The organism is Pseudomonas umsongensis (assembly GCF_002236105.1).
Taxonomy (GTDB): domain Bacteria; phylum Pseudomonadota; class Gammaproteobacteria; order Pseudomonadales; family Pseudomonadaceae; genus Aquipseudomonas; species Aquipseudomonas umsongensis.
The window spans coordinates 211,341-234,242 of sequence record NZ_NIWU01000003.1; the positions used below are offsets into that span (position 1 = coordinate 211,341).

24 protein-coding genes and 1 pseudogene are annotated in these 22,902 nt (G+C 60.0%); 8 read left to right on the top strand and 17 right to left on the bottom strand.

Translation table 11 applies throughout. The features are described from left to right. From PSUM_RS17545 to exbB, 4 genes are all read right to left on the bottom strand, one after another. Nucleotides 1-930, bottom strand: a complete 930-nt coding sequence (locus tag PSUM_RS17545; RefSeq protein ID WP_008064487.1) for a hydrogen peroxide-inducible genes activator — start codon at nucleotides 928-930, stop codon at nucleotides 1-3. 174 nt (nucleotides 931-1,104) lie between these two features. After that, complete coding sequence (locus PSUM_RS17550; protein WP_020797914.1) at nucleotides 1,105-1,854, bottom strand: TonB family protein; 750 nt, start codon at nucleotides 1,852-1,854, stop codon at nucleotides 1,105-1,107. After that, the gene (gene exbD, locus PSUM_RS17555) at nucleotides 1,851-2,279 is read right to left on the bottom strand and encodes a TonB system transport protein ExbD (protein WP_020797913.1); all 429 of its coding nucleotides are present in this window, start codon (nucleotides 2,277-2,279) and stop codon (nucleotides 1,851-1,853) included. Before exbD ends, PSUM_RS17550 begins: the two co-directional genes overlap by 4 nt. A gap of 6 nt (nucleotides 2,280-2,285) precedes the next feature. Then, entirely contained in the window at nucleotides 2,286-3,260 is a 975-nt protein-coding gene (exbB, locus tag PSUM_RS17560) for a tonB-system energizer ExbB (protein ID WP_083349913.1), read from the bottom strand. A 190-nt stretch (nucleotides 3,261-3,450) separates the two neighbouring features. On the opposite strand from exbB, the gene PSUM_RS17565 reads away from it, so the two are divergent. Then, the gene (locus PSUM_RS17565) at nucleotides 3,451-4,308 is read left to right on the top strand and encodes an SDR family oxidoreductase (RefSeq protein ID WP_083349912.1); all 858 of its coding nucleotides are present in this window, start codon (nucleotides 3,451-3,453) and stop codon (nucleotides 4,306-4,308) included. 126 nt (nucleotides 4,309-4,434) lie between these two features. On the opposite strand, the gene PSUM_RS17570 is transcribed toward PSUM_RS17565, so the two are convergent. The 6 genes from PSUM_RS17570 to PSUM_RS17595 form a co-directional block, all read right to left on the bottom strand. Further along, nucleotides 4,435-5,175 carry a hypothetical protein gene (locus PSUM_RS17570; protein ID WP_020797910.1) on the bottom strand — a complete coding sequence of 247 codons (741 nt, stop codon included), beginning with the start codon at nucleotides 5,173-5,175 and terminating at the stop codon, nucleotides 4,435-4,437. 67 nt (nucleotides 5,176-5,242) lie between these two features. Beyond that, nucleotides 5,243-5,623, bottom strand: a complete 381-nt coding sequence (locus PSUM_RS17575; RefSeq protein ID WP_003229509.1) for a RidA family protein — start codon at nucleotides 5,621-5,623, stop codon at nucleotides 5,243-5,245. Between the two features lie 27 nt (nucleotides 5,624-5,650). Then, complete coding sequence (gene spoT, locus PSUM_RS17580; RefSeq protein ID WP_008062824.1) at nucleotides 5,651-7,756, bottom strand: bifunctional GTP diphosphokinase/guanosine-3',5'-bis pyrophosphate 3'-pyrophosphohydrolase; 2,106 nt, start codon at nucleotides 7,754-7,756, stop codon at nucleotides 5,651-5,653. Nucleotides 7,757-7,813: 57 nt separating this feature from the next. Further along, the gene (gene rpoZ / locus PSUM_RS17585) at nucleotides 7,814-8,077 is read right to left on the bottom strand and encodes a DNA-directed RNA polymerase subunit omega (RefSeq protein ID WP_007921129.1); all 264 of its coding nucleotides are present in this window, start codon (nucleotides 8,075-8,077) and stop codon (nucleotides 7,814-7,816) included. 167 nt (nucleotides 8,078-8,244) lie between these two features. Beyond that, entirely contained in the window at nucleotides 8,245-8,865 is a 621-nt protein-coding gene (gene gmk, locus PSUM_RS17590; protein ID WP_020797909.1) for a guanylate kinase, read from the bottom strand. Between the two features lie 10 nt (nucleotides 8,866-8,875). Beyond that, nucleotides 8,876-9,739 carry a YicC/YloC family endoribonuclease gene (locus tag PSUM_RS17595; protein ID WP_020797908.1) on the bottom strand — a complete coding sequence of 288 codons (864 nt, stop codon included), beginning with the start codon at nucleotides 9,737-9,739 and terminating at the stop codon, nucleotides 8,876-8,878. Nucleotides 9,740-10,006: 267 nt separating this feature from the next. On the opposite strand from PSUM_RS17595, the gene rph reads away from it, so the two are divergent. Further along, the gene (rph, locus tag PSUM_RS17600; RefSeq protein ID WP_020797907.1) at nucleotides 10,007-10,729 is read left to right on the top strand and encodes a ribonuclease PH; all 723 of its coding nucleotides are present in this window, start codon (nucleotides 10,007-10,009) and stop codon (nucleotides 10,727-10,729) included. A gap of 29 nt (nucleotides 10,730-10,758) precedes the next feature. Further along, nucleotides 10,759-11,127 carry a DUF4870 domain-containing protein gene (locus tag PSUM_RS17605; protein WP_020797906.1) on the top strand — a complete coding sequence of 123 codons (369 nt, stop codon included), beginning with the start codon at nucleotides 10,759-10,761 and terminating at the stop codon, nucleotides 11,125-11,127. Between the two features lie 167 nt (nucleotides 11,128-11,294). Here PSUM_RS17605 and PSUM_RS17610 read toward each other — a convergent pair whose 3' ends face one another. Next, nucleotides 11,295-12,074, bottom strand: a complete 780-nt coding sequence (locus PSUM_RS17610) for a catabolite repression control protein Crc (protein WP_008062840.1) — start codon at nucleotides 12,072-12,074, stop codon at nucleotides 11,295-11,297. Nucleotides 12,075-12,156: 82 nt separating this feature from the next. Here PSUM_RS17610 and pyrE point away from each other — a divergent pair, with 82 nt between their 5' ends. Beyond that, entirely contained in the window at nucleotides 12,157-12,801 is a 645-nt protein-coding gene (gene pyrE / locus PSUM_RS17615) for an orotate phosphoribosyltransferase (protein ID WP_020797905.1), read from the top strand. A 179-nt stretch (nucleotides 12,802-12,980) separates the two neighbouring features. Here pyrE and argB read toward each other — a convergent pair whose 3' ends face one another. The 4 genes and pseudogenes from argB to coaBC form a co-directional block, all read right to left on the bottom strand. Continuing rightward, nucleotides 12,981-13,886: an acetylglutamate kinase gene (gene argB, locus PSUM_RS17620; RefSeq protein WP_020797904.1), complete on the bottom strand. Its 906-nt coding sequence runs from the start codon at nucleotides 13,884-13,886 to the stop codon at nucleotides 12,981-12,983. A 17-nt stretch (nucleotides 13,887-13,903) separates the two neighbouring features. Next, nucleotides 13,904-15,307, bottom strand: a pseudogene (locus PSUM_RS17625) (phosphomannomutase/phosphoglucomutase); the annotation flags it as partial. A 175-nt stretch (nucleotides 15,308-15,482) separates the two neighbouring features. Then, nucleotides 15,483-15,938, bottom strand: a complete 456-nt coding sequence (gene dut / locus PSUM_RS17630) for a dUTP diphosphatase (RefSeq protein ID WP_008054604.1) — start codon at nucleotides 15,936-15,938, stop codon at nucleotides 15,483-15,485. A gap of 5 nt (nucleotides 15,939-15,943) precedes the next feature. Beyond that, nucleotides 15,944-17,152, bottom strand: a complete 1,209-nt coding sequence (gene coaBC / locus PSUM_RS17635; RefSeq protein WP_020797901.1) for a bifunctional phosphopantothenoylcysteine decarboxylase/phosphopantothenate--cysteine ligase CoaBC — start codon at nucleotides 17,150-17,152, stop codon at nucleotides 15,944-15,946. A 136-nt stretch (nucleotides 17,153-17,288) separates the two neighbouring features. Here coaBC and radC point away from each other — a divergent pair, with 136 nt between their 5' ends. Then, nucleotides 17,289-17,963 (top strand): RadC family protein, encoded by a 675-nt coding sequence (gene radC / locus PSUM_RS17640; protein WP_033041752.1) that lies wholly within the window; start codon nucleotides 17,289-17,291, stop codon nucleotides 17,961-17,963. 126 nt (nucleotides 17,964-18,089) lie between these two features. Here the strand turns inward: radC and PSUM_RS17645 are convergent, their stop codons facing one another. Beyond that, complete coding sequence (locus tag PSUM_RS17645) at nucleotides 18,090-19,676, bottom strand: ABC transporter substrate-binding protein (RefSeq protein WP_083349911.1); 1,587 nt, start codon at nucleotides 19,674-19,676, stop codon at nucleotides 18,090-18,092. A gap of 447 nt (nucleotides 19,677-20,123) precedes the next feature. Between PSUM_RS17645 and rpmB the strand changes: the two genes are divergently transcribed. Further along, nucleotides 20,124-20,357 (top strand): 50S ribosomal protein L28, encoded by a 234-nt coding sequence (gene rpmB / locus PSUM_RS17650; RefSeq protein WP_003176907.1) that lies wholly within the window; start codon nucleotides 20,124-20,126, stop codon nucleotides 20,355-20,357. An 11-nt stretch (nucleotides 20,358-20,368) separates the two neighbouring features. Beyond that, the gene (gene rpmG / locus PSUM_RS17655) at nucleotides 20,369-20,524 is read left to right on the top strand and encodes a 50S ribosomal protein L33 (RefSeq protein ID WP_007894709.1); all 156 of its coding nucleotides are present in this window, start codon (nucleotides 20,369-20,371) and stop codon (nucleotides 20,522-20,524) included. Nucleotides 20,525-20,595: 71 nt separating this feature from the next. Here rpmG and PSUM_RS17660 read toward each other — a convergent pair whose 3' ends face one another. After that, complete coding sequence (locus PSUM_RS17660) at nucleotides 20,596-20,958, bottom strand: cupin domain-containing protein (RefSeq protein WP_083349910.1); 363 nt, start codon at nucleotides 20,956-20,958, stop codon at nucleotides 20,596-20,598. Between the two features lie 234 nt (nucleotides 20,959-21,192). Between PSUM_RS17660 and PSUM_RS17665 the strand changes: the two genes are divergently transcribed. Then, the gene (locus PSUM_RS17665) at nucleotides 21,193-22,686 is read left to right on the top strand and encodes an aldehyde dehydrogenase (protein WP_020797898.1); all 1,494 of its coding nucleotides are present in this window, start codon (nucleotides 21,193-21,195) and stop codon (nucleotides 22,684-22,686) included. Nucleotides 22,687-22,902 lie beyond the last annotated feature (216 nt).

Sequence of the window (22,902 nt, forward strand, 5' to 3'; positions counted from 1 at the left end):
TTAACCGGCCGTTACCGGTGCGGCGGGTTTGGCCACCGAGCACAGGCGAATGGAGTCAGCGAGAATTTCAATGGCCTTGGGTCGCGGGAAGCTCGCACGCCAGGCAATGGCTACGGTGCGGAATGGCACTGGCGCCGACAGTGGTCGAACCTCGATCACGCCGGGGGCGTAGTGATGGCTATCGACCGCCGACAGCGGCAAGATTGAAATGCCGAGGCCGGAGGCCACCATGTGGCGGATGGTTTCCAGCGAACTGGACTCCACCGTGGTGTGCTTGGCGCCGTCGTTGCCCTTGGCCAGTGTCGGGCAGGCTTCGAGTACCTGGTCGCGGAAGCAGTGCCCTTCGCCGAGCAGCAGCAGGCTCTTGTCGTTGAGCAGGTTGGCGTCGATGGATTCTTTCTGCGTCCATGGGTGCTGAGCCGGCATCAGGACATAGAACGGCTCGTCATAGAGCTGCAAGGTCAGCACGTCGGCTTCGTTGAACGGCAGGGCGATGATGATCGCGTCGAGTTCGCCATTGCGCAGTTTGTCGCGCAGCACGTGGGTGAAGTTTTCCTCGATGTACAACGGCATCTGCGGGGCAACCCGGTGCAGTTGTGGAATCAGGTGCGGAAACAGGTATGGGCCGACGGTATAGATCGCGCCGACCTTGAGCGGCGCGGTCAGCTGGTTCTTGCCAGCCTGGGCCAGTTCGCGAATGCCTTGAGCCTGCTCGAGTACTTTTTGCGCCTGGGCGACGATGCCTTCGCCAACCGGGGTCAAGCGCACGGCGCTTTTGCTGCGCTCAAAAATCAGCACACCGAGTTCGTCTTCAAGCTTTTTCACGCCCACCGACAGGGTTGGTTGGCTGACGTGACAACGCTCGGCGGCATGGCCGAAGTGTTGTTCTTGGGCGAGGGTAACGATGTAGCGTAATTCTGTGAGGGTCATAGCAAGCGTCCATGAAGTTGCGAGCCAAGCATACCGGCTGCAATCGATAGACGCACGTTATCAGAAGGTATGTGGCGTGTAACACAGGGCAATACCGGTTTGCCGTATCCAGATATGCAAAAGGCACCTTATCGGTGCCTTTTGCAGAGCCAGGGGCCTGGATGGCCGGTGTGATCAGCGTCGGCGCTTGTCGATCGAGTACACAAAGGGTGCAACGATTTCGATGGAGCCATTGGTCAGCATGTCGGCCGGCGGCTTGGGCAGCGGCTGCGCTCGGCGAATCATGTCCAGGGTCGCCCGGTCCAGATCGGCTGTGCCCGAAGCGCCCACCAGCTCGAAAGACAGGACGTTGCCTTCGCCGTCCACCACGAAACGCAGACGGTTCATGCCTTCCTTGCCCCGTGCCTGTGCACTGGCAGGGTACTTCTTGTACTTTTGCAAGTGCGCCAGCAATGCGCCTTGCCAACTCGCCTTGGCCGCGACTTGAGCCGCTGAAGGGCCTGGTGCGGGCTGTGCGGACTTCTCCGTCGGCGCCTGGGTCGGCTGCGTGTCGGCGGGTTTCTCCTCCGACGGCTTTTCCTTTGGCGGATCAGGCTTCTTCTCTACCGGTTTGGGCGGCTGAGGCTTCGGCTTGGGTTTTACCGGCTTGGGCACGGCAATCTCGGCCTTCGGCGCTTCGGCAAGCTTGGGTATCGGCAATTCTTCAACCGGAGCGGGCGGCTGCGGTGGCGTGACGACCTTCGGCGGTGCAGGCGGTGGCGGGGCGGGAAGCGGTGCCAGTTCGACCATCATTGCCTGAGGTGGCAATTCGATGGGCGGGTTGGCAGTCCAGTTCACGGCCAGTGCGATGGCCAGCGCGTGAACGCCCAGCACAATGGCCAGGCTACCGCTGTAACGCGTCAGCTTATGGCGCGTATTGATCATTTCTTGGCTGCCGTCTCGAGTCCGACCAGGCCCACCTTCAGGTAACCGGCGGCGCGCAGATTGTCCATCACGCTCATCAGGTCGCCGTAATCCACGCCTTTATCGGCCTGGAAGAAGATCGTCGTGTCTTTCTTGCCCTGGGTCCTGGCGTCGAGCGTGGCGCCAAGTGCTTCGACCTTCACTTCGTCTTCGCCGAGGAACAGGCGCTGGTCAGCCTTGACGCTGAGGAACACCGGTTTCTCCGGCCGTGGCGCCGGCTTGGCGGTGGACGCGGGCAGGTCGACCTTAATGTCTACGGTAGCCAGCGGGGCCGCCACCATGAAGATGATCAGCAGCACCAACATCACGTCGATGAACGGCGTGACGTTGATTTCGTGGTTTTCGGACAGATCGTCGTCTGCCCCTTCTTTCAAATGCAGGCCCATGGCCGATTACCCCACTTTCACCATGTGCGGATGTGAGCTGCGCTCAGGCTGGTGGTCGAGGTCGCGGCTGACCAGCAGCAGGACCTCTGCCGACGCGTCGGAGACCTGCGCTTTGTAACCGGCGATGGAGCGGGCGAACACGTTGTAGATCACCACCGCAGGGATCGCTGCAACCAGGCCCAGAGCCGTGGCCAACAGGGCTTCGGCGATGCCGGGGGCGACGACGGCGAGGTTGGTCGTCTGGGTCTTGGCGATGCCGATGAAGCTGTTCATGATGCCCCATACGGTACCGAACAGGCCGACGAACGGCGCTGTGGAACCGATGGTGGCAAGCACGCCGGTGCCGCTGCTCATGTTGCGACCGCAAGCCGCTACCAGGCGCTCAAGGCGGAAGCTGACGCGCTCCTTGATGCCTTCTTTTTCACGGCTGTTGGCCGACAGGCGCATCTCTTCGAGGGCATCATGGACCAGCAGGTTGGCCAGGGTGCCTTCCTTTGCCGCAGTGGCGCTGGCTTCCTTGAGGGAGGCGGACTTTTTCAGCTGGGCGATTTCACCGCGCAGACGACGCTTGGCGCCCATCAACTCAAGACCCTTGGCGATCCAGATGGTCCAGGTGATGATCGAGGCGATGGCCAGGCCGATCATCACGATTTTCACGATGATGTCGGCGTTTTGGTACATGCCCCACGGCGACAGGTCATGGGCCATGCCCAGGGTGTTGTCGGCCTCGAGGACTTCGGGAGCGTCTTCACCAATCGCATCTGCCGGTACTGCCTGGGCAGGATCGGTCGCGACCGGCGCCGCTGCCGGGCCGGCGTGGTCGGCCTGGGCAGGTGCGGCGGCGGCAGTCGGGGTGGCGGGGGCTTGTGCGTCAGCAAAGGCGGCGGTTGGCGCCAGCATCAGGCTGAGTAGCAGGGCGGCCACCGCGCTCCAGGCGCGAGGTCGTTTGGTTGGCGAAGCGGAGAGTTGAATACGTGTCATGCTGGGCCGGACCTGAAGGAAAAAGACGGTTAATGTTCTTCCAGGCCTCGTAAGGCCGAGAACAAAAGTGGTCCGCATTATTGCAAGTAATTCTTGTTAACAGAAGTAATAGCGTCTCTTTTTTTCCTGCATTGCTAGCCGCTCGTCCATTGCCAGCGCTGGTTTGTCCATTTTCAAGGAGAGTTTTCTGATGTCCGCACCCTCTGTTTTGATCGCCGGTTGCGGTGATGTCGGCAGTCGCCTGGCCACGCAGTTGTTGGCTGGCGGGTGGGAAGTCCATGGCCTGCGCCGTGACGTTTCGCGCCTGCCCGACGGGGTTGTCGGAGTGGCCGGCGACCTGTTCAACAAGGACTGCCCGGCAACTTGGCCGGTCGGTGCGGTGGATTACCTGGTGTATTGCGCGGCCGCCACCGATCACGATGAAGCGGGTTATCGGGCCGCTTATGTCCAGGGCTTGCAGCATGTGCTGGAGTGGCTGGACGACTATGGCCAGGTGCCCAATCGCTTGTTGTTCGTTTCCAGTAGCAGTGTCTACGGCCAGCAGCAGGGCGAGTGGATTGATGAGACTTCGCCAGCCGTGGCGGCGGGTTATTCAGGGCGTGTGATGCTTGAAGCGGAGCAGATTGCTCTCAATAGCGGCATCCCGGCCAGTATCGTGCGTTTGACCGGTATCTACGGCCCGGGTCGTGAATGGTTGCTGACCCAGGTTCGCCGCGGGTATCGCGTGGCGATCGATCCGCCGCTGTACGCCAATCGAATTCATGCCGATGACGCCGCCGGCTTGATGGCGTGTCTGCTCGAGGCGGACCGGCGTGGAGTGGCACTGGACGATGTCTATATAGGTGTTGATGACGCACCTGCCGCGCTGGCGGATGTGGTGGGCTGGTTGCGCGAGTACATGGGTGTGACCGAATGGGCGGAGGACGCCACTGTGCGCCGCACCGGGAGCAAGCGTTGCAGCAATGCGCGGGCGAAGGCGTTGGGTTGGAAGCCGAAGTATCCGAGTTTTCGCGAGGGTTATGCGGCGATCATTGAAGGGAATTGTTAACTGCCAGACGCCCGAATCAATCGTGGGAGCGAGCCTGCTCGCGAAGAGGTCGTAACATTCAACATTTATGTTGACTGATACACCGCTTTCGCGAGCAGGCTCGCTCCCACATGGGGCATGTGTGGATTACTGTTTTTCCAGCAGCCACTTGCGATTGCCCGGTGTGTACTGGGGCATTTCGTCTGCCTGGGCGGTATTCACCGCCTGGAAGATTTCCAGTTCCTTGCCTTTGCGCGCAAAGATCCAGGGGTTTCCTTGTCCGTTGAGTTGCAACCACATGTTGTCGTTGCCACCGCTCATCGATGCACAATCACCCGCCAGGCACAGGGCATATCGATCGGCTTCCGGCAGGCCGATGACCTGGCCGTCGGCCTGGAACTGCACGCTATTGCCTTCGCCGGGGCCGCTGACGACCTTCCAGCTACCGCCCATGTACGCCGAGTACAGCGCGCGTTCGAAACTGGCGCCCATCGGTGCGCCATCCGGAACCGGAATCAATGCGCGGTCGAAGACCTGCTCGGGTTCGTTGTCGCTGGCGGCCTGGCTCAGTTGCTTGCCGTCACGCTTGAGCTCGCTGGCAGAGCTGCCATAAAAGTCGACTTTCCAGGCGCCGGACTGTTCGCCCAGCAACTTGCCTTCGACATTTTCAAAACCATTGGTGTAGCGGGCCTGACTGGCCTTGGTGTTGACGTCCCACTCCAGGTTCGGACCATAGGCCTGGAGGGCTTCACGCAGGGGGCCGCCTTTGGCTGCAGCATCGATCGCCGCCTGGTTGATCCAGGTGCCGCTGATATCACGGTCGGCAGGGTTGCTGGCACAACCGCCCAAAAACAGGGCGAGCAGCGAGAGAACAAGCGCTTTGCGCATGGTGGAATCCTTTCAGGCTTTCTTTACTGCAGAGCGGTCGGCGCAGCCATTGGCTGCGCCAGACGCGTTACTCGATGACCAGGATGGCATCCATTTCAACCTGCGAACCCTTTGGCAGGGCCGCAACGCCAATGGCGGCGCGTGCTGGGTAAGGCTGGTCGAAGTATTTGCCCATGATCTCGTTGACCTTGGCGAAATGGCTCAGGTCGGTGAGGAAGATGTTCAATTTGACGATGTCCTTGAACGAACCACCGGCGGCTTCGGCCACGGCCTTGAGGTTCTCGAACACCTGGACGGTCTGTGCTTCGAAGCCTTCGACCAGTTCCATGGTTTTTGGGTCCAGAGGGATCTGGCCCGACATGTAGACGGTGTTGCCAGCCTTGATCGCCTGGGAGTAAGTACCGATGGCGGCCGGGGCCTTGTCGCTGGTGATAACAGTCTTGGTCATGAATGACTCCTTGTAATGGATGGGTGGCTACGCGCGCATGCGGGTGATGCGGATCACCCCGGTCAGGGCGCGCAGTTTCTTGATCACACGGGCCAGGTGCACACGGTCGTGCACGCTGACCACCAGTTGGACCACGCTGATGCGACCATCGCGTTCATCCATGCTGATTTTTTCGATGTTGCCGTCGGCCGCGTTGACGCTGCTGGCCAGCAGGGCGATCAGGCCGCGCTGGTGTTCCAGCTCAACGCGCAGTTCGACGTTGAATTCGCCGGTGACATCCTTGGCCCACGAGAGCTGGATGCATTTTTCCGGGTTGTGGCGGATTTCGCTGATGTTGCGGCAGTTGTCCAGGTGCACGACCATGCCCTTGCCCGCGGACAGGTGACCGACAATCGGGTCGCCCGGGATCGGTGTGCAGCACTTGGCGTAGCTGAGGACCAGGCCTTCGGTGCCGCGGATCGCCAACGGGCCTTCGGGGCTGGGTAACTGCTCGCCTTCGCCAAGCAGGCGTCGGGCGACGACGTAGGCCATGCGATTGCCCAGGCCGATGTCTTCAAGCAAGTCTTCGATCAGTTCGAGGCGGTACTCGGCAAGCATCGCTTTCACGCGCTCGGCCGGGATTTTTTCCAGCGAGCTGTCGAAGCCGTTGAGCACCTTGTTCAGCAGGCGTTCGCCCAGGCTGATGGACTCGGAACGGCGCTGCAGTTTCAGCGCATGGCGAATATGGGTGCGTGCCTTGCCGGTCACCACGAAATTGAGCCACGCCGGGTTCGGCCGTGCGCCGGGAGCACTGACGATCTCGACCGTGGAACCGCTTTGCAACGGTTCGGACAGCGGCGCGAGGCGACGGTTGATCCGGCAGGCAATGCAGCTGTTGCCGACGTCGGTGTGCACCGCGTAGGCGAAGTCGACCGCCGTGGAGCCCTTGGGCAGCTCCATGATCCGGCCCTTTGGCGTGAACACGTAGACCTCGTCCGGGAACAGGTCGATCTTCACGCTTTCGATGAATTCCAGCGAGTTGCCGGCCCGTTGCTGCATTTCCAGTACGCCCTTGACCCACTGGCGCGCGCGCGCATGCGTGCCTTTTGGCTGCTCGTCGCCGCTGGATTTGTACAGCCAATGGGCGGCGATGCCGTTGTTGGCCATCTCTTCCATTTCGCGGGTGCGGATCTGGATCTCGATCGGAACACCGTGCATGCCGAACAGCGTGGTGTGCAGCGACTGATAGCCGTTGGCCTTGGGGATCGCGATGTAATCCTTGAAGCGCCCCGGCAACGGTTTGTACAAATTATGAACAGCACCCAGCACGCGGTAGCAGGTATCGACCTTGTCGACGATGATCCGGAATGCATATACATCCATGATCTCGTTGAAGGCCCGACGCTTGCCGCGCATCTTCTTGTAGATGCCGTAGAGGTGTTTCTGGCGCCCGCTGACCTCGCCCTGGATGCCATCGATGGCCAGGCAATGGCTGAGGGATTCTTCGATCTTGTTGACGATTTCCTTGCGGTTGCCCCGGGCGCGCTTGACCGCCTGGTAGATTCGCGCGGAACGCATCGGGTGCATGGCCTTGAAGCCGAGGTCTTCGAATTCTATGCGGATGGCGTGCATGCCCAGCCGGTTGGCGATGGGTGCATAGATTTCCAGGGTTTCCTTGGCGATGCGCCGGCGCTTTTCGCCGGACAGCACTTCCAGCGTGCGCATGTTGTGCAGGCGGTCGGCCAGCTTGACCAGGATCACGCGAATGTCGCGCGCCATGGCCATGGCCATTTTCTGGAAGTTTTCAGCCTGGGCTTCGGCCTTGGTCTCGAAGTTCATCTGGGTCAGTTTGCTGACCCCGTCGACCAGTTCGGCCACGGTTTCGCCAAATTGCGCTTGCAGCGCTTCCTTGGCAATGCCGGTGTCTTCGATCACGTCATGCAGCATGGCCGCCATCAGGCTCTGATGGTCCATGTGCATGTCCGCAAGAATATTCGCCACCGCAAGTGGGTGCGTGACGTACGCCTCACCGCTACGGCGGCGTTGGCCGTCGTGGGCTTGTTCGGCGTAGAAATACGCTCGGCGGACCAGGTTGACCTGGTCTTTGCCGAGGTAGGTCGATAAGCGATCGGCGAGGGCGTCTATGCTCGGCATGATGACTCCTGCCGCAAGCTGTGTTCCCGCGCCGTGCTACGTCGACCAGGCATAGGCTTAGACGGCCTCGTTGGACTCGTCCTCGAATGCAGCGAAAAGCGGTTCATCTTCAACGATTTCGGCTTCGGCGATAGCTGCGTAGTCGATCAGGCCTTCAGCGATTTCACGCAGGGCGACGACGGTAGGCTTGTCGTTTTCCCATGCTACTTTCGGCTCTTTGCCGCCGGTGGCCAGTTGACGGGCACGCTTGGTAGAGAGCATGACCAGCTCAAAGCGGTTATCCACGTGTTCTAGGCAGTCTTCAACGGTTACGCGGGCCATGGTCTTCCTCGTAGCAAATGCAATATGCGCGCTGCCCGGATGGGCGAGCGGACTCAACAGTTTAAAAAATCACCAGCGTTTAGGGAAGCGCTGATTTTTTGACCAAGCTCTTCAACGCGCTGCAAGTGCCAATGTAAAGCCCTTGCAGCTGTTTTGGGAAGAGCTCTTTAGCCGAGTAATTCAGCCAGTAATTTGCCAAAACGTTGCTGCTGGCGTTTTTGTTGCAACTGATTGGCGCGGAAAATCGCCTTCAGGTCGTCCAGTGCGTGGGCGAAATCGTCGTTGATGATCAGGTAGTCGTAGTCGACGTAGTGGCTCATTTCGCTGACGGCTTCGCGCATGCGACCTTCGATGATCTCGTTGCTGTCCTGGCCGCGGTTGTCCAGGCGCTGGCGCAGGGCCTCCTGGCTCGGCGGCAGGATGAAGATCGAGCGCGCCTGGGGCATCAGCTTGCGCACCTGCTCGGCGCCTTGCCAGTCGATTTCCAGGATCAGGTCATGGCCTTCGTCCAGCGTCTGCTGCAGATGGCTCTGCGAGGTGCCGTAGAGATTGCCGAACACCTCGGCGCGCTCAAGGAAATCGCCGTGCTCGATCATCTTCACGAACTGTTCGCGCGAGACGAAGTTGTAGTTCACGCCATCCACTTCGCCCGGGCGCATCGCGCGGGTGGTGTGGGAAACGGAAACCTGGATCTGCGGCTGGGCGTCGATCAAGGCCTTGACCAGGCTGGTCTTGCCGGCGCCCGAAGGCGCGGAAATGATGTAGAGGGTGCCGGTGCTGTGGGTCATGGGGTTTGCCTTACTCAATATTCTGCACTTGTTCGCGCATCTGCTCGATCAACACCTTGAGGTTGACCGCAGCCTGGGTGCTGCGCGGGTCGAAGGCTTTGGAGCCCAGTGTGTTGGCTTCGCGGTTGAGTTCCTGCATCAGGAAGTCCAGGCGCCGACCGGCGGCGCCGCCGGACTTGAGCACCCGGCGAACTTCGATGATGTGAGTGCTCAGGCGATCCAGTTCTTCGGCGACGTCGCTTTTTTGCGCGAGCATGACCATTTCCTGCTCCAGGCGCTGCGGGTCCATCTCGGCCTTCATGTCGGCAAAGCGGTCGAGCACTTTCTGGCGCTGGGTGGCGAGCATCTGCGGAACCAGTTCGCGCAGGGTCACCACGTCTTCTTCAATGGACGTCAGGCGATCGTTGATCAGCCGTGCCAGCTCCGCGCCTTCGCGCTCGCGGCCGGCCTTGAGCTCTTTGAGGCCCTGGTTGAACAGTGCCAGTGCCTCGGCGTTCAGCGCTTGCGGGTCGGTCGCGTCGCCCACCAATACGCCGGGCCAGGCCAGCACTTCGAGTGGGTTGAGCGCAGCTGGGTTCTTGATCAGGCTGGCAATGGTCTCGGCGGCCGCAACCAGTTGTGCTGCGCGTGCCTGGTCCACCTGCAGTGGTTTACCGGTATTTTCTTCGGTGAAGCGCAGGGTGCATTCGAGCTTGCCTCGGGAGACAGCCTGGCGCAGCGCTTCGCGTACGGCGCCTTCGAGGTCGCGGAAGGACTCCGGCAGGCGCAAGTGGGGTTCCAGGTAGCGGCTGTTGACCGAGCGCAGCTCCCAGCTCAGGGTGCCCTGGCCCCCGGCTTTCTCGACGCGGGCGAAGGCGGTCATGCTGTGCACCATGGAGGTACCTCGCAATGCGGATCGGCGCGCAACTGACGTTCCGGCAATCCGATATGAATGAATTTAAGCCGACTGGCAGCAAAGGCGCAGGATTGTAGCGCAGTGGCGTGGATGCGCCCAAACACACGGTGTGACAAAGGCCTGCAGGTCGTCGGCAGCGGGCTGTGCAGAGCCTTCGCTCGTCCGAGGATTTTTTTAGAAGTGCCCAGTCGTGGCTGGCGGCTCTATAATGCTCCGCAGTTTTCCGTCCCCGTACAGGTATCCCTTATGAAACGTCCAAGTGGTCGCGCTGCCGATCAGCTCCGCTCGATCCGCATTACCCGCAACTACACCAAACACGCCGAGGGATCCGTACTGGTCGAGTTCGGTGATACCAAGGTCATCTGCACCGTCAGCGTCGAAAACGGCGTGCCGCGGTTCCTCAAGGGCCAGGGCCAGGGCTGGTTGACGGCCGAGTACGGCATGCTGCCGCGCGCCACCGGCGAGCGTAACCAGCGTGAAGCCAGCCGCGGCAAGCAAGGTGGCCGTACCCTGGAAATCCAGCGCCTGATCGGCCGTTCCCTGCGCGCTGCGCTGGACATGTCCAAGCTGGGCGACATCACCCTGTACGTTGACTGCGATGTGATCCAGGCTGACGGTGGCACGCGCACCGCCTCCATCACCGGCGCCATGGTTGCCCTGGTCGATGCCTTGAAAGTGATCAAGAAGCGTGGCGGCCTGAAAGGCGGCGACCCACTCAAGCAAATGATCGGCGCCGTGTCGGTGGGCATGTATCAAGGCGAACCTGTGCTCGACCTCGACTACCTGGAAGATTCGGCGGCCGAGACCGACCTGAACGTGGTGATGACCAGCACTGGCGGCTTCATCGAAGTCCAGGGCACTGCCGAAGGCGCGCCGTTCCAGCCTGAAGAGCTGAACGCCATGCTGGAACTGGCGAAAAAAGGCATGAACGAAATCTTTGATCTGCAAAAGGCTGCACTGGCCGACTGATCTGGATACCTGTAGGCAAGGAGGGTGCCATGAGTGAAGAGCAACAGCTACTTCCCACCCCGAGCAAAGAGGTTCGGCAGTGGGCCATGTTTTGTCACTTGTCCGCCTTGCTGGGGATCTGGATTCCATTCGGTACGCTGATCGGCCCGCTGGTTCTGTGGCAGATGAAGCGCGAGATGGACCCGTTCATCGACGCGCAGGGCAAGGAGGCGCTGAACTTTCAGATCACGGTCGCCATTGCTTCCGCCATTTGCTTGCTGCTGATGCTGGTGATTATCGGGTTTTTCCTGTTCGGCCTGGTGGCGATTGGGGCGCTGGTCTTGACCATCATCGGTGGTGTGAAAGCCAATGAAGGGGTGCCATATCGGTATCCGTTCACCTGGCGGTTGATCAAATAACGATCAGCGAAGATCTTTTTGTGGGAGCGAGCCTGCTCGCGAAAGCATTGTGCCAGGCGACATTTGTATTAACTGACACTCCGCCTTCGCGAGCAGGCTCGCTCCGACAGAAAACTAATCACCCATAAAAAAGCCGACATCGCTGTCGGCTTTTTTGCATCTGACACTTAGATGGTCAGCGTCCAGTCGTAGTCCACGATCAGTGGCGCGTGCTGCGAGAACCGTGGCTGACGTGGCAGGCGTGCGCTGCGTACGAAGCGGCGCAGGCCCGGGGTCAGGATCTGGTAATCGAAGCGCCAGCCGAGGTTGAGCATTTCGGCCTGTTCGTTATCCGGCCACCAGCTGTACTGGTCGCCTTCACGGCTGACTTCGCGCAGGGCATCGACGTAACCCATGTTGCCGACAATCTCGTCCATCCAGGCGCGTTCAGGCGCCAGGAAGCCCGGGGATTGCTGGCTGTCACGCCAGTTCTTGATGTCCAGTTTCTGTTGCGCCACATACAGCGAACCACAATAAATGTACTCGCGGCGTTTGCGCCGCTGCTTGTCCAGGTACTTGGCGAAGTCGTCCATGAGCTTGAACTTCTGGTTCAAGTCCTCATCGCCGTTCATCCCGGAAGGAAGCAGCAGGGTTGCAATACTAACTTTGTCGAAATCTGCTTGCAGGTAGCGCCCGTAGCGGTCTGCCGTCTCGAAACCGAGACCGCTGATGACAGCCTTCGGTTGCAACCGCGAGTACAAAGCCACGCCGCCTTGGGCGGGAACTTCGGCGTCGCAGGCATAAAGGAAGTATCCATCCAGTTGGAAGGCTGGATCGTCCAGTTCAAAGGCGGAGGCACGGGTGTCCTGCAGGCAGATGACGTCGGCATTCTGTGCCTGCAGCCAACTGAGCAAACCTCGCTCGACTGCAGCCTGAATACCATTGACGTTCACACTGATGATCCGCATAAATGGCCCCAAAAATCGCGTGCGTGTATGATACACGGCGTCAACCTAATTAGCTAAATCCGTGGTATTTGGGGTTTTTTTCATGCAAGCGTATCAGCGCGATTTCATTCGTTTTGCCATCGATCGCGGCGTTTTGCGCTTCGGTGAGTTCACCCTGAAGTCCGGGCGCACCAGTCCTTACTTCTTCAATGCGGGCCTGTTCAACTCGGGTTCGGCCTTGGCGCAGCTGGGTCGTTTCTACGCTGCAGCCATTGCCGAAAGCGGTATTGGCTTCGATGTTCTGTTCGGTCCGGCCTACAAAGGGATCCCTTTGGCGGCGACCACTGCAGTGGCATTGGCCGAACATCACGGTCGTGACCTGCCATGGTGCTTCAATCGCAAGGAAGCCAAGGCTCACGGTGAAGGCGGTAGCCTGGTCGGCGCGCCGCTGACCGGCAATGTGCTGATCATCGACGACGTGATTACCGCTGGCACCGCGATCCGTGAAGTGATGCAGATCATCGCCTCCCAGGACGGCGCCAAGGCGGCCGGCGTGCTGATCGCCCTGAACCGTCAGGAGCGTGGCAACGGTGAGTTGTCAGCGATCCAGGAAGTGGAGCGTGATTTCGGTATTCCCGTGATCAGCATCGTTTCGCTGAACCAGGTGCTGGAATTCCTCGCCGACGATCCGCAGCTCAAGCAGCATTTGCCAGCCGTTGAAGCCTATCGCGCGCAATTCGGCGTTTAACACGATCCCTGTAGGAGCTGCCGCAGGCTGCGATCTTTTGATCCTGTTTTTTACAAGCCAAGTCAAAAGATCGCAGCCTGCGGCAGCTCCTACAGGGATATTCAGGTTTCATAGGGATCGTGGGCAAAAAAAGACCCCGTTCAGCCAGGCTGAGCGGGGGCTTTTTTGTGCGCTATCGCTTAAGGGCGCTTGCGATTGCTGATCAGGGTGCCCACACCGGTATCGGTGAAGATCTCCAGCAGAATCGCATTCGGTACCCGACCGTCAATGATCAGCGAGCTGCCCACGCCACCCTGGACCGCTTCCAGAGCACAACGGATCTTGGGCAGCATGCCGCCATAGATGGTGCCGTCGGCGATCAGGTCGTCGACTTGCTGGGTGGTCAAGCCGGTCAGGACCGTTCCCGCCTTGTCCATCAGGCCGGCGATGTTGGTCAGCAGCATCAGCTTCTCGGCTTTCAGCGCTTCGGCGACTTTGCCGGCCACCAGGTCAGCATTGATGTTGTACGACTCGCCGTTTTCGCCGACGCCGATTGGCGCGATCACCGGGATGAAGTTGCCTTTGACCAGCAGGTTCAGCAGCTCGGTGTTGATCCCGACCACTTCGCCCACCTGGCCGATGTCGATGATCTCTGGTTGGGTCATCTCCGGGGTCTGGCGGGTGACGGTCAGTTTCTTCGCACGAATCAGCCCGGCGTCTTTGCCGGTCAGGCCAATGGCGCTGCCGCCATGACGGTTGATCAGGTTGACGATGTCCTTGTTGACCTGGCCACCGAGGACCATCTCGACCACGTCCATGGTAGCGGCATCGGTAACGCGCATGCCGTCGACGAAGTGGCTCTCGATCGACAGGCGCTTGAGCAGATCGCCGATTTGCGGGCCGCCGCCGTGAACCACGACCGGGTTGATGCCCACGGCCTTCATCAACACGATGTCGCGGGCGAAGCCGGTTTTCAGCTCCTCGCTTTCCATCGCGTTGCCGCCGTATTTGATCACCAGTGTCTTGCCGACATAGCGGCGAATGTAAGGCAGCGCTTCGGACAGGACCTTGGCGGTGTTGGCGGCGGCTTCGCGTTCGAGGGTCATTCAGGGCTCCGGGTGAATCAGAACGGTAGTTGGAGATCAGGTGCAACACGCTTCAACTGGACGTGGAAAACGTCCTTGATGCGCGAAAGTTCTGCCTCGTCATCGGCCTCGAAACGCAGGACCAGCACCGGTGTGGTGTTGGAAGCGCGAACCAGGCCCCAGCCTTTGGCATAGTCGACTCGCACGCCGTCAATGGTGGTCAGGTCGGCGCCTTCGCCCCACTTCGCGTCGTGCAATGCATCAATGATGCTGAATTTGCTCTCTTCGGTCACATGGATATTGATTTCCGGCGTAGAAATATCGTTCGGGAAGGTCGCGAACAACTCTTCGGCCGTGGATTTCTCCTTGCTGAGGATCTCCAGCAACCGCGCGGCGCTGTAAATGCCGTCGTCGAAACCGAACCAGCGCTCCTTGAAGAAGATATGCCCGCTCATTTCGCCGGCCAACAGGGCGCCGGATTGTTTCATTTTCTTCTTGATCAACGAATGGCCGGTTTTCCACATGAGTGGACGACCACCGTATTCCTTGATCAGGGGGATCAAGCGGCGAGTGCATTTAACGTCGAAGATAATTTCGGCGTTCGGATTGCGCGCCACCACGTCGCGGGCGAACAGCATCAACAGGCGGTCCGGGAAAACGATGCTGCCAGTGTTGGTCACCACGCCGACGCGGTCGCCGTCGCCGTCGAAAGCCAGGCCGATATCCGCATTGGTTTCCTTGACCTTGGCGATCAGGTCGACGAGGTTTTCAGGCTTGCCCGGGTCCGGGTGATGGTTAGGGAAGTTGCCATCGACCTCGCAGAATAGCGGGATGACTTCGCAGTTCAGCGCCTCGATCAATTGCGGGGCGATCACGCCGGCTGCACCGTTGCCGCAGTCCACCACGACTTTCAGGCGGCGGGCCAGTTTGATGTCCTGGACGATTTCGGTGTTGTAGCGATCAAGGATCTCGACCCGGGTGATGCTGCCTTTGCCGCTGGTCAGGTTGTTGGTCTTGAGGCGGTCATGCAGGGCCTGGATCTGTTCGTTGGCCAGGGTATCGCCGGCAATGACGATCTTGAAGCCGTTGTAGTTCGCTGGGTTGTGGCTGCCGGTGAGCATCACCCCGGATTTGCCGGCCAGCACGTTGGCGGCGTAGTACAGTGCGGGCGTTGGCACCAGGCCGACGTCGCTGACATGGCAGCCGCTGTCGGCCAGGCCTTGAATCAGCTGTTCAACCAGCTCGGGGCCGGACAGGCGACCGTCACGGCCAACGGATACATTCGGTTCATCCTGGGCCAGGCTCTGTGCGCCGATGGCGCGACCGAGCCAGTAAGCCGTTTCGGCGTTGAGAAATTCCGGGACGGTGCCGCGTATGTCATAGGCACGGAAAATACTGTCGGGGAACTTGGGGGCAACGCGCACTGGGGTGCTCATCTGGGGAAATGCTCCATATTGAAAGTGGCTGGACCTGCCTGCGAACGACTCGACGGCAGGTTCAAACTGAAAGGTATGACGGCGTTTTTCGCCCAGAGTTCGTGGTGCGAAAAGGCCATGCCAGCGACGCGAGCGGCTTTGGGCCGTTCAATCCATTGATTTCAGAGGTATAGCGAACGTATCAGTGACTGCCGGAATGACCGAAACCGCCGGTACCACGCTGGGTTTCGACAAACTCTTCAACCATCTCGAAATGCGCCTGCACCACCGGCACCAGCACCAGCTGCGCCAGGCGTTCGCCGACGGCCATGGTGAAGTCGGTCTGGCCACGGTTCCAGCAGGAGACCATCAGCGGTCCCTGGTAGTCGGAGTCAATCAGTCCGACCAGGTTGCCCAGGACGATACCGTGTTTATGGCCCAGGCCGGAGCGCGGCAGGATCAGCGCCGCCAGGTTCGGGTCGCCGATGTAGATCGACAGGCCAGTGGGGATCAGTACCGTTTCACCCGGCTTGATCACGATGTCCTGCTCCAGCATGGCGCGCAGGTCGAGGCCGGCGGAACCTGGCGTGGCGTACTGTGGCAGCGGAAATTCGGTACCGATGCGGGGGTCGAGGATCTTGGCTTGCAAAGCGTGCATGTAAATTAAACCTGGTTCAGACGTTCGGCGATAAAAGTGATCAGCTGGCGAGCAATCTTGCTCTTGCTGGTCTGGGCGAAGAGTGTGGCGTGAAGTTCACGGTCGATTACGCTGCAGGCGTTTTCTTCGCTGTTGAAGCCAATGCTCGGGTTGGCGACGTCGTTGGCGACGATCAAATCGAGGTTCTTGTCTTTCAGCTTGCGGGCAGCGTAGTCGAGCAGGTGTTCGGTTTCGGCGGCGAAACCGACGCTGAACGGACGGTCGGGGCGTGTAGCGATGCTGGCCAGGATGTCCGGGTTGCGCACCATTTGTAGCAACAAGCCGTCGCCGTTCGTAGGATCTTTCTTGAGTTTCTGTGGTGCAACGACTTCTGGGCGGTAGTCCGCGACCGCTGCCGAGGCGATAAACAGGTCGCAAGGAATCGCCGCTTCGCACGCGGCGAGCATGTCGCGGGCGCTGACTACGTCGATGCGCGTAACACGGTCCGGGGTCGGCAGATGCACCGGGCCCGTGATCAGGGTTACGCGGGCGCCGGCTTCAACCGCCGCTTCGGCCAGGGCAAAGCCCATTTTTCCGGAGCTGTGGTTGGTGATGTAGCGCACCGGGTCGATGTTTTCCTGGGTAGGGCCGGCGGTGATCAGCACGTGCTTGCCGGTTAGTGCCTGGCGCTGGAAGCAGTCTGCCGCGCATTGAGCCAGCTCCGTCGCTTCGAGCATGCGTCCCAGGCCGACGTCGCCGCAGGCCTGGCTGCCCGAAGCTGGACCGAAGGCCTTGATGCCACGGTTTTCGAGGGTTTGCAGGTTGGCCTGGGTGGCCGGATCGCGCCACATGGCCTGGTTCATCGCCGGAGCGATGGCAACCACTGCGTCGGTGGCCAGCACCAGCGTAGTCAGCAGGTCATCGGCAATGCCTTGGGCCAGGCGCGCGATCAAATCCGCGGTGGCGGGGGCGATCAGCACCAGATCGGCCCATTTGGCCAGCTCAATGTGGCCCATCGCCGCTTCGGCCGCCGGGTCCAGCAGGTCCAGGTGCACTGGATGCCCGGACAGGGCCTGCATGGTCAGCGGAGTAATGAATTCAGCGCCGCCACGGGTCATGACCACGCGCACTTCCGCGCCCTGATCGATCAGGCGGCGAACCAGGTCGGCGCTCTTGTAGGCAGCGATACCGCCGCCGACGCCCAGAACAATGCGTTTCCGATACAGCCGCTGCATAGGCCTGCCTTTCATTTTCGTTGATGACTGCGTTGCGATACCCCCTCCCCAGGAGTGAAATCGCCCGCAAAAAAGATGGGCTACGATATCACAGCGACCGCTACGGAACAGCGGCGCCCACAGACAGGGAGGTGCTATGAGTATTCGCGATTGGCCGGCGTCGGAACGGCCGCGGGAGAGGTTGCTTGAACAGGGCTCGGGAAGTCTTTCGGACGCCGAGTTGCTGGCGATATTTTTACGAACTGGCGTGGTGGGTAAAAGTGCCGTCGATCTGGCGCGACACCTGTTGAATCAGTTTGGCAGCCTGCGTTTGCTGTTGGAGGCCGACCAGGAAACGTTCAGCAAGCAGTTGGGGCTCGGTCCGGCGAAATTCGCGCAGTTGCAGGCTGCTCAGGAAATGAGCAGGCGTCACTTGGCTGAGCGTGTGCGCGAAAAATCGGCACTGGAAAATCCGCAGGCGGTGCGTGAATACCTCAAGTCGATGCTGCGACATGAGCCCCATGAGGTATTTGGCTGCCTGTTTCTTGACTCCAGGCATCAGGTACTGGCATTTGAGGTGCTGTTTCGCGGCTCGATCGACAACACCAGCGTTCACCCGCGGCAAGTGGTCAAGCGTGCATTGGCTCACAATGCGGCGGCACTGATCCTCTGTCACAACCATCCGTCAGGCAACACTGACCCCAGCCAGGCTGACCGGATGCTGACCAAGCGCCTGCAGAAGGCGCTGGACCTCATCGATGTGCGGGTGCTCGACCATTTCATCATTGGCGATGGCAACCCGCTGTCGATGGCGGAGTACGGGTGGATGTGACCCCCCGTGTAGGAGCGAGCATGCTCGCGATGGTGGTAGGGGCGCCGCTTTCTTACAGGCGGCCCTCGTCATCGTTGACGACCATCGCGAGCATGCTCGCTCCTACAGGGTTTTGTGTCGGGTGGCCTATTTGATGTTGACCTTCGAGTAATCCTGTCGTCCAAACGGGCTGACCGAGTATCCCTCGACGGCCTTGCTGGTCAGGGCGAAGGCGGTTGGATGCGCCAGGGGCAGCCACAGTGCCTGTTGCTGGATCTGCGTCTGGGCCTGTTCGTAGAGCTTGGTGCGCACGCCTTGCTCACCGGTGGTCTTGCCGGCATTGATCAACTTGTCCAGGTCCTGGTTGCAATAGCGCGCAAAGTTGGTGCCGGACTTGACGGCTGCGCAGGAAAACTGCGGCGTGAGGAAGTTATCCGGGTCACCGTTGTCACCCGCCCAGCCCATGAACAGCAAGTCGTGTTCGCCAGCTTTGGCGCGGCGAATCAACTCACCCCATTCGATGACGCGGATTTCGGCCTGAATGCCGATTTCCGCCAAATCGGACTGAAGCAGTTGAGCGCCGAGGCTCGGGTTAGGGTTCAGCAGGCTGCCGGAAGGGCGGGTCCAGATGGTGGTCTGGAATCCCTCCTTGAGCCCGGCCTTAGCCATCAACGCCTTGGCTTTCTCGACGTCATGCGGGTAACCCGGCAATGTTTTCGCATAGCTCCAGGTGTTGGGCGGGTAGGGGCCGTTGGCGGGTTCAGCGGTGTCTTCGAACACGGCCTTGACGTAGTTGGCCTTGTCGAAGGCGAGGTTGATCGCCTGGCGCACTTCGGGTTTGTCCAAAGGCGGGTGCTGACTGTTGATGGCAACGAAGGCGGTCATGAAGGCGTCAGTCTTTTCGACTTTCAGCGTCGGCTCCTTCAGCGCCGCCTGGACATCCAGAGGCTTGGGCGACAGCGCAATCTGGCATTCATTGCGGCGCAATTTCTGCAAGCGCACGTTGGCGTCAGGGGTAATGGCAAAGATCAGCGGATCGACCGAGGGCTTGCCGCGGAAGTACTCGGCGTTGGCTTTGTAGCGAACGGTGGCGTCCTTCTGGAAACGCGTGAATACGAACGGGCCAGTGCCGATCGGTTGGTTATTGAGCTTTTCCGGCGTGCCGGCTTTCATCAGCTTGTCAGCGTACTCGGCCGAGTAAATCGAGGCGAAGCCCATGCTCAGGGTGGCGAGGAAGGTGGAGTCCGGGTGATCCAGGGTAAAGCGTATGGTTAGGGGGTCCAGTGCGTCGATCTTCTTGATCAGTGCGGGCAATTGCATCGACTGAGCATGGGGGAAGCCGCTCTGGGCGACTTTGTGCCATGGGTTGGCCGGATCGAGCATCCGGTCAAAGCTGAACTTCACGTCCTCGGCGGTCAGTTCACGCGTTGGGCTGAAGTAGTCGGTGCGATGAAATTTCACCTGGGGGTGCAACTTGAAGATGTAGGTCAGGCCATCCGGTGTGACCTCCCAACTGTCCGCGAGGCTGGGGACAACTTTGCCGCTGGCATTGTCGAAGTCCACCAATCGGTTCATCAGCACGTCAGCCGAAGCGTTGGTGGTGGTCAGCGAGTTGTATTGCACCACATCGAACCCTTCGGGGCTGGCCTCGGTGCAGACGCTCAGGGCGGCGGCGTAGGCCTGTGGGCCCAGCAGGAGAGGGGCAAGCAACAGCGGTAGGGCAGCGAGGCGCATGGTCGGGTTCCTTTACAGATCGAAGGCCCATCTGCAAGTGCAGTCTGGAAAAGGCTTACCCTAGTGGGCTGGATTGCAAATGACTATCCCCTTTTTCGTTTTCAGGGGACTATAGCCGATCGATTCTGGCGAGCGCTGGTTGGGAAAAAGCTGGATCGGCTTGTTGCGCAGATTCTCTGCGACGAGCGGTCGCAAGCGACGATAGCCTTGATCCAAGGCGCCTGGCGCCTGAAAAACAGGGTTTTTATCAACTCAGCGCACACTGAATGTTGTTGCTCTCTAGTCTTTCTGGTATAAAGCAGCGCTCTTTTCTAGGGGCCCGGTTCCTTCGTTTGTAGGTGTAGCCGGTAAGACCCTTAAAGAAACGCGGCGCCTGGCGCCAAATGACTGAGAGATTAAGCGGCCAACCCATGCCGGGTTGGGCATGTGGTTTTAGAGGGCTGAGGCATGTCGAGAGTCTGTCAAGTTACCGGTAAGGGTCCGGTGACTGGGAATAACATTTCCCACGCAAATAACAAAACCCGTCGTCGTTTCCTGCCGAACCTGCAGCATCACCGCTTCTGGGTTGAAGAAGAGAAACGTTTCGTGCGTCTGCGCGTATCTGCCAAAGGCATGCGCATCATCGACAAGCGTGGCATCACTGTCGTGCTGGCCGAAATCCGCGCCGCTGGCAAGATCTAAGGGAGCTAATCATGCGTGAATTGATTCGTTTGATTTCGAGCGCCGGTACTGGTCATTTCTACACTACCGACAAGAACAAGCGTACTACTCCGGACAAAATCGAGATCAAGAAATTTGATCCGGTTGTTCGCAAGCACGTGATCTACAAGGAAGGCAAAATCAAGTAATTGATTTTTCCTGACTTACGAAAAAGGCCCGTATCGCGAGATACGGGCCTTTTTTGCTGCCTGCAAAAAAATCAGGCTTTCTGTTCAAACGCCACATAGATCTTGCGGCACGGCTCCAGCACTTCCCAGGTGCCACGGAAGCCTGCCGGGATCACGAAGCGATCGCCCGCGCGTACGGTTTTGCTGTTGCCGTCGTTGTCACGCAACACAGAAACACCCTGAACGATTTCGCAGTATTCGTGCTCGGTGAAATTCACCAGCCACTGGCCGACCGTGCCTTCCCACACACCGGCATTCAACTGTCCGCAAGGGCTGTTGTAGTGGTTGTACACGGCTTGCTCGGGATCGCCTTTGAGAACTTTCGCCGGGTCTGGGCGATAGCGTTCGACGGCAGTGGTGGCCTGGCTGAAGTCTACGATGTTCTGGATGCTCATTATTGTATTCCCCCGTCTTTGCGGTGCGAGTGGCTGGTAATGTTTAAGTCTATGTTTATTAAAATGAACATCGCAAGGCCGTTTGCCGGTGTTATGTCAAATATATTGAAACTTCACCTGCCGCTGGTTTAGGGTGGTGGTTGCCTTGGGCCGCAAGCTGGCTGGCCGGGCAGAATTCCTGACAGCGCCCGCGAAGAACGCGGGTGTCGTATTCAATAAGAGGAGGACACTCGCATGACCACCCTGACTCGTGCCGACTGGGAGCAACGCGCTCGCGATCTGAAGATCGAAGGCCGCGCCTACATCAATGGTGAATACACCGATGCCGTCTCCGCCGAGACCTTCGAGTGCATCAGCCCGGTCGATGGCCGCCTGCTGGGCAAGATCGCCAGCTGTGACGCCGCCGATGCCCAGCGCGCTGTTGAAAACGCCCGCGCCACCTTCAACTCTGGCGTCTGGTCGCGCCTGGCGCCGACCAAGCGCAAAGCCACCATGATTCGTTTCGCCGGCCTGCTGAAACAGCACGCCGAAGAGCTGGCCCTGCTTGAAACCCTGGACATGGGCAAGCCGATCAGCGACTCCCTGTACATCGACGTTCCTGGCGCGGCGCAAGCACTGAGCTGGAGCGGCGAAGCCATCGACAAGATCTACGACGAAGTGGCGGCAACCCCGCACGATCAACTGGGTCTGGTCACTCGCGAGCCAGTCGGTGTTGTCGGTGCCATCGTGCCGTGGAACTTCCCGTTGATGATGGCGTGCTGGAAACTCGGCCCGGCGCTGTCCACCGGTAACTCGGTGATCCTCAAGCCGTCGGAAAAATCCCCGCTGACTGCCATCCGCATCGCTGCCCTGGCCGTCGAAGCCGGTATTCCGAAAGGCGTGCTCAACGTGCTGCCGGGTTACGGTCACACCGTCGGCAAGGCCTTGGCCCTGCACAACGATGTCGACACCCTGGTATTCACCGGTTCAACCAAGATCGCCAAGCAACTGCTGATCTACTCCGGCGAGTCGAACATGAAGCGCGTCTGGCTCGAAGCCGGTGGCAAGAGCCCCAACATCGTGTTCGCCGATGCACCGAACCTGCAAGAAGCCGCCGAAGCCGCTGCGGGCGCCATCGCGTTCAACCAGGGCGAAGTCTGCACCGCTGGTTCGCGCCTGCTGGTGGAACGCTCCATCAAGGATAAATTCCTGCCGCTGGTGATCGAAGCCTTGAAGACCTGGAAGCCTGGCAACCCGCTGGATCCGGCGACCAATGTCGGCGCGCTGGTCGATACCCAGCAGATGAACACTGTGCTGTCATACATCGAGTCTGGCCATGCCGACGGCGCCAAACTGGTGGCCGGTGGCAAGCGTACGCTTCAGGAATCGGGGGGCACCTACGTTGAGCCGACCATTTTCGACGGCGTAAGCAACGCGATGAAAATCGCCCAGGAAGAAATCTTCGGGCCAGTGTTGTCGGTCATCACCTTCGACAGCGCCGAAGAAGCCGTCGCCATCGCCAACGACACGCCTTACGGCCTGGCCGCCGCGGTGTGGACTGCCGACATCTCCAAGGCTCACCTGACCGCCCGCGCACTGCGTGCCGGTAGCGTCTGGGTCAACCAGTATGATGGTGGCGACATGACGGCGCCGTTCGGTGGCTTCAAGCAGTCCGGCAACGGTCGCGACAAGTCGCTGCATGCGTTCGACAAGTACACCGAGCTGAAGGCGACCTGGATCAAGTTGTAATGTGACGCGAGCCCTGGCTATGCCGGGGCTCAACGCAGATCCCCTGTGGGAGCGAGCCTTTGTGGTGAGGGGATTTATCCCCGTTCGGCTGCGAAGCAGTCGCAAAGCCAGTGCAAGCGGTGTATCGATACTCCGCTGTTGCAGGTTTTGGGGCCGCTTCGCGACCCAACGGGGATAAATCCCCTCGCCACAAAGGCCCGCTCCCACATTGCTTTG